Genomic DNA, 5,683 nt, shown 5'->3' with positions numbered 1-5,683 from the left:
CCAGCAGAATCAGCAGAACAAGCAGGACCAGCAGAATCAGCAGAACAAGCAGGATCAGCAAAACCAGCAAGGACAGCAGAACAAGCAGGACCAGCAGAATCAGCAGGATCAGCAAAACTCTGCCGATCAGGCGCTGGATCGCGCCCGTCAAAGCGCCGAGGAACTGAAGCAGAAAGCCGAGGAACTCAATCAGCAGGAGTTGAGCAACCGGGCAAAACAGGCAAAAGAGGAACTCGATCGCGCCAAACGCTCCCGGGAGGAAAACCGCCGGGAAGAGGCCGATCAGCATATGGAAAAAGCTCTTGAAGCGCTCGGCGGCTCCGGTCAGGATCAGAAAGATCAGAAGGATCAGAAAGATCAGAAGGGCAAGGACGATCAGAAGCAAAACGATCAGAAGGGCAAGGACGATCAGAAGCAGAACGATCAGAAAGATCAGCAGAATCAGCAGAACGCTCCGGAGACCCGTCCGCCTCAGCCGCAACAGACTCCTCAGCCACAGGAAGGGAAAATGGATGAAAAGACCGCCAGCCAGTTGCTGGATATGATGGCGGACGAAGAGAAACAGCTTCGCGATGAATTGAAGAAACTCCAGCGCGGTCGTCAGCCTCGCGTGGAAAAGGATTGGTGACAAATATGATACGTTTTTTCAAACTCTTTCTTCTGGCCGCAGTTTCGGCGGCACTTCCCCTTGGCGCCTCCGGGGCCGAGGTTTCCGTAGCGGTTTCGCCCTCGACGGTCGCGGCGGGAGAGCAGGTCACCTTTTCGCTGACCATGGATAAGCGGCTGACCGAAGGGCTCCGTCTGCCGCCGCTGGAAAACGGCCGCTGGATCACCAATTCGGTCAGCCAGCGCATGGAAAGCATCAACTTCAATACCTCCTACACCTATGAGATTCCGATCCAGACGGAACGGGAAGGAACCCTGAAAATTCCGTCGTTCACCTTCCGGCTCGATGGTCAGGAGGTCACCACCCGGGCGCTGGAAGTCAAAGTCCTCCCGCCCGGCTCCCAGCCCGCGGTGCAAGGTTCCGGCGATTCCGTCACGATGAAGGAGGCCGCGTTCGGCACCATCCGCATTCCGGACGAGCGCCGCACCTTCTATGTCGGCGAAGAGATTCCGCTGGAACTCAACCTCTGGCTGCTGCCGGCGCTGCGCGCCCGGCTGGCGGAGTATCCGGATCTCACCGGATTGGACAACGTGGTATTCCGTGACTACTCCCAAAACAATCCGCAGATGCGCAGATTCGACCGGCCGCAGGAACGCCGGGAGCTGCTCGACGGCCGCTATTACGGTGTGCTCACCTTCCGGACCGCCTTCCGCGCCACGCTTCCGGGCAAGCTCACGCCGGGAGCGAACGCGACGGTCAGTATTGTCCGGGAAGACGGCCGCCGGGCGCGCCGCCCCCGTTCTCCGTTCGACGACGATTTCTTCGACTCCTTCTTTGCCCGGGAAAACCGCGTACCCTACCGGGTCGCCTTTGCTCCGGGGCCGGAGATCACCATCAAAGCACTTCCCCCTGCCCCGGCAGACTGCATCAACCTCGGGCTGGTCGGCGACTGGGAGATCAGCTGCCGCTTTGACCAGAACTCCGGCAAAGTGGGCGAACCGCTCTCGCTGAACATCACCGCAGTGGGGGACGGCACTCCGGAAACCTTCGCCACGCCGAAGCTCACGCTGCCCGGATTCCGCGTCTACCCCGGCGAAGTGAAAAAAAGTTCGCCGGACAGCCGCAGCCGCATTGAACTCAAGTACGCAATCATTCCGCTCGAACCCGGCGAAAAGAACATCTCCCTGAAATTCGCCACCTTCCGCCCGGCGACGGGAGAGTATGTCCGGCACAATTTCGATCTGAAACTTCCGGTACTCAAGAGCGACCGGAAGATCTCCGCCGCGGTCTCCGACAGCGCGCCGGCGACGGAAACGGAACGAGCCGCAGTGCCCGAGCCGGAGGTGGAGAAGATTCCCGCCCCCCGCGAAGAGCTCTTCTACCTCAAAGCGGAACCGGGTTCCGGTGTCGCACTGCCGCTGATCCGCAACCGGATCGGCTGGATTCTGCTCTTCCTGCTCGGCGGCCCGCTCGCGGCGATTCTGATCGAGTGGCGTTTCCGGCGGCGGGAGCGGCTGGAGCATGACCCGGAATTCGCCCGGCGCACCGCCCTGCGGCACAAGTTGCCGCAACTGCTCAAGCGCCTCCGTCAGGAGGGGGATGTCGCGCCCGCGCTCCGCGACGAAGCGGTGCCGTTTCTGGCCGAAGCCTTCCATCTCCCGCCGGGCGCGGGAGCATCGGAGGTCGCCGAAAAAATCGAAGACCGCGAACTGGCTGACCTTTTCCGCTCCCTCGAAGCGGAGAGCTTCAAACCGGCCGGCAGTGAGCATACGCCGGTGACGCTGACGCCTAAACTTCGCAGCCGGCTGACCACCCTGCTCAAACGGCTGTCGCTCTTCGCGCTGACGGTTGTCGCGCTGACGGCTGTCGCCGCCGGGGTCGCCCCCGCCGCCTTCAACGCCGACTTTGAAAAGGGGGACTTCAAAGCCGCCGCCGCACACTATGAAAAGCAGCTCAACCCGGCGGAACCGGCCCCGAACGTGCTCTACAACCTCGCCTCGGCCCATTACCGGCTCGGCGATCTTGCCCGCGCCCGGCTCGAGTTCGAACAGGCGCATCTGCTCGCGCCGCGCGACTCCGAAACGCTGGAAAATCTCAATCTGGTCAACCGGAAGCTCGTCCAGCCGGAGATCGGCACCGCCGGAACCCCCGGTGCATTGCTGACCTGGTGCCGCGACCGGTTGCGGCCGGACGACTATCTTACCATCGCCGCGGCGATGTTCGCCGTGCTCTGTCTCGCATTCGCCCTGCGCCGCACTCTGCGCCGCAACACGCTGATCGTGGTGGAGAGTGCCGCGACAGCGCTTCTGATGCTCTCGCTGGCGGCGGCAACGGCTCAGGCGGTAGGTCCCTACAACCCGGACCGGGCGATCATCATCGGCAGCACGCTGGAGTTGCGCTCACTCCCGGCGGCGGCGAGCGGCCGGGTCGAGGCGACGATTCCGGGCGGAAGCACCGCGTTTGTGGTGGAGCGCCGCGGCGACTGGGTCCGCCTGCGGGTCAACGGCCGCGACGGCTGGGCGCCGGTCGATCAGGTGAAACTCATCTTCCCCGGCGGAATTCTGTACTGAATCCACGCCCCGGAGAAAACCATCAATAAGGAAACATCATGCCAAACATTATCGGTACCGCACTGACAAAATCCGCCACCAGAGTTCTTTTCTGCGGCGCGGGGGAACTGGGCAAAGAGGTGGTCATCGCCATGCAGCGTCTCGGCGTGGAGGTCATAGCGGTGGACCGTTACGACAACGCCCCCGGCATGCAGGTCGCCCACCGTTCCTACACCATCAACATGCTCGACGGCAAGGCTCTGCGGCAGGTGATCGAAAAGGAGAAGCCGGACTACATCGTTCCGGAAGTGGAGGCAATCGCCACCGATACGCTGGTCGAATTGGAGAAAGAGGGCTATCACGTCATTCCCACCGCGCGCGCCACCAAGCTCACGATGAACCGCGAGGGAATCCGCCGTCTGGCCGCGGAAGAGCTGGGCGTGCCGACCAGTCCCTACCGTTTCGCCGCCACCCGCGAGGAGTTCGACGCGGCGGTCAAAGAGATCGGCATTCCCTGTGTGGTCAAGCCGATCATGAGTTCCTCCGGCCACGGCCAGAGCACAATTAAATCCGAAGCGGACATCGACGCGGCGTGGAAAAATGCGCAGGAGGGAGGCCGGGCCGGAGCCGGAAAAGTGATCGTCGAAGGATTCGTCCCGTTCGACTACGAAATCACCTTGCTGACCATCCGTCACATCGGCGGCACCACCTTCCTCAAGCCGATCGGCCACCATCAGGTCAGCGGCGACTATCAGGAATCCTGGCAGCCGCAGCCGATGAGCGAGGCCGCCATCGCCGAAGCGCAGCGGATTGCCGGACTGGTCACCGGAGCTCTCGGCGGCCGGGGCATCTTCGGCGTCGAACTCTTCATCTGCGGCGACAAGGTGCTCTTCAGCGAAGTGAGTCCGCGGCCGCACGACACCGGCATGGTGACGATGATCTCGCAGGATCTCTCGGAGTTTGACCTCCATGCCCGCGCCATTCTCGGCCTGCCGATTCCGAACATCGCGTTCCACGGGCCTTCCGCCTCGAAGGCGATCGTCGCCGAAGGGGTTTCGAATCAGGTCGCCTTCGAAGGGGTCGATCAGGCGCTGGAGGAACCCGACACTCAGGTGCGTCTCTTCGGCAAACCGGAACTCAAGGGGCACCGCCGCCTCGGCGTCTGCCTCGCCCGGGCGGAAAATGTCGACGCGGCGGTCAAGAAGGTGTTCCGCATGCGTGAAAAAATTTCGATCAAGCTGTGAAAGTCCGGGCTTCGGATTACCGGTTCAGCTGGTCGCTCCGGCGGCGCCGTCTCTGGAACGGATGCCGCCGGAGATATTTTCTGACCTACTATGCGCCGCGCGGCGGCCACGATCCGGCGGCGGAACCGGCGTTGCGTCGCCTTCACCTGGCGAAGTCACTTTTCTCACGCGACGGGTACTGCAATTATCTCCTCCGCACGACCATGCGGGAGCTGTTCTATCGCCGGAACGAAGAGGAGGACACCTCGACCGCTCCCGACCTGCGGTCGCGCGTTCTGCACGCCTTCGCCCGGGATTTCAACCGGATGCTGCTCGGCTTCTGGCAGGAGGATCACCGCGTCCCCATGTTGCGGGAGCTGCTGCAATCCGGCGCCGCCCCCGAAGCGGTGCGCCGGGAAGTGGAAACGCAACTGAAGGAATCCGCCGTCGCGCTGGAACAGGGCGGCTGGGGTGAATTTCAACGTTTTCCCGCCGAATGCCGCCGTCCCCTCCCCTCGCCGCTGGAGGTGCCGCTCGGGGAACTTTCCTGCTGGTGCTCCCCCTGCTTCGCGCTGGCCTCCGGGCGCGAACTCTGGCTGGTGGAGAGCGAATCCGACGCATCGCCCGAAGCGGCTCTGCTCCACAAGTTTTATGCGCTCAACACCTGCCGCATTCCTCCGGAGCAGGTGCGTTCGTTCCGGCTCGACTGCCGCGACGGCTCCGTCACCGAATTCGGCGGAGATCTCAACATCAGCGCCGCGCTGGCCGGAATCCGGGCCGACGCCGGCGCCATGCAGCAGGCGATCCGTCCGGACGGCACCGTGGCGGAGGAGGATTTCCCCGCCGACACCACCCGATGCGCAAACTGCCCCTTCCCCGGCTGTTGCGCGGCTTTTTTGTCCGCCACGCATTGAAAACCGGTTCGGGCGAGGCTATATTATGAGAGTAACAACCAATCAATGCCCCTTCGGCGACACCCCCGTGGCCGGAGGAGAAACGCATCGGAGAATAGAATGGACTCGGTCGCCTTTGAAGAATTACTGGTATCCTGCCTCGAACAACCCTCTAAGAAAAATCTTGACAACCTGCTCGCTGCTCTGCGCACCGCCGGCAATCCCATCCCGGCGGAAGTCCTCGAACAGCTCAGCCTGCTCTGGGAAGCATGGGGCGACGATGAACTCGACGACGCGCAGGGCGCCTTCTGCGTCGGTCTCGCCGCACTGCCGATGACCGACAGCCCGATCTTCCGGAAAATGCTGGTCGCCGGCGTCAAGACGGCGCTGCCTCCTTACCTCGGGCGCAAT

The 5,683-nt window shown here is 62.9% G+C and carries 5 protein-coding genes; all 5 read left to right on the top strand.

Annotated features, from left to right (window positions below; all coding sequences use genetic code 11):
* A partial coding sequence (locus ACMLHG_RS01090) for a hypothetical protein (protein WP_417169250.1) occupies window positions 1-628 on the top strand: 628 nt, incomplete at its 5' end.
* A gap of 5 nt (window positions 629-633) precedes the next feature.
* Window positions 634-3,177 carry a BatD family protein gene (locus tag ACMLHG_RS01085; protein WP_417169249.1) on the top strand — a complete coding sequence of 848 codons (2,544 nt, stop codon included), beginning with the start codon at window positions 634-636 and terminating at the stop codon, window positions 3,175-3,177.
* A 38-nt stretch (window positions 3,178-3,215) separates the two neighbouring features.
* Complete coding sequence (purT, locus tag ACMLHG_RS01080; protein WP_294435446.1) at window positions 3,216-4,400, top strand: formate-dependent phosphoribosylglycinamide formyltransferase; 1,185 nt, start codon at window positions 3,216-3,218, stop codon at window positions 4,398-4,400.
* Window positions 4,397-5,293: a hypothetical protein gene (locus ACMLHG_RS01075; protein ID WP_417169248.1), complete on the top strand. Its 897-nt coding sequence runs from the start codon at window positions 4,397-4,399 to the stop codon at window positions 5,291-5,293. The genes purT and ACMLHG_RS01075 overlap by 4 nt, the downstream gene beginning before the upstream one ends.
* A gap of 99 nt (window positions 5,294-5,392) precedes the next feature.
* Window positions 5,393-5,683: hypothetical protein (locus ACMLHG_RS01070; RefSeq protein WP_417169247.1), on the top strand; the 291-nt coding region annotated here is incomplete at its 3' end.

Origin of the sequence: Victivallis sp. (assembly GCF_048170485.1) — a bacterium.
Classification (GTDB): Bacteria; Verrucomicrobiota; Lentisphaeria; order Victivallales; family Victivallaceae; genus Victivallis.
The sequence above is the reverse complement of the archived record's forward strand: the minus strand, read 5'-3'. Positions and strand labels throughout refer to the sequence as shown.

Excerpts from the sequence above, each read along its gene's own strand:
- ACMLHG_RS01085 (WP_417169249.1), top strand. The coding sequence starts at position 634 with ATGATACGTTTTTTCAAACTCTTTCTTCTGGCCGCAGTTTCGGCGGCA.
- purT (WP_294435446.1), top strand. The coding sequence starts at position 3,216 with ATGCCAAACATTATCGGTACCGCACTGACAAAATCCGCCACCAGAGTT.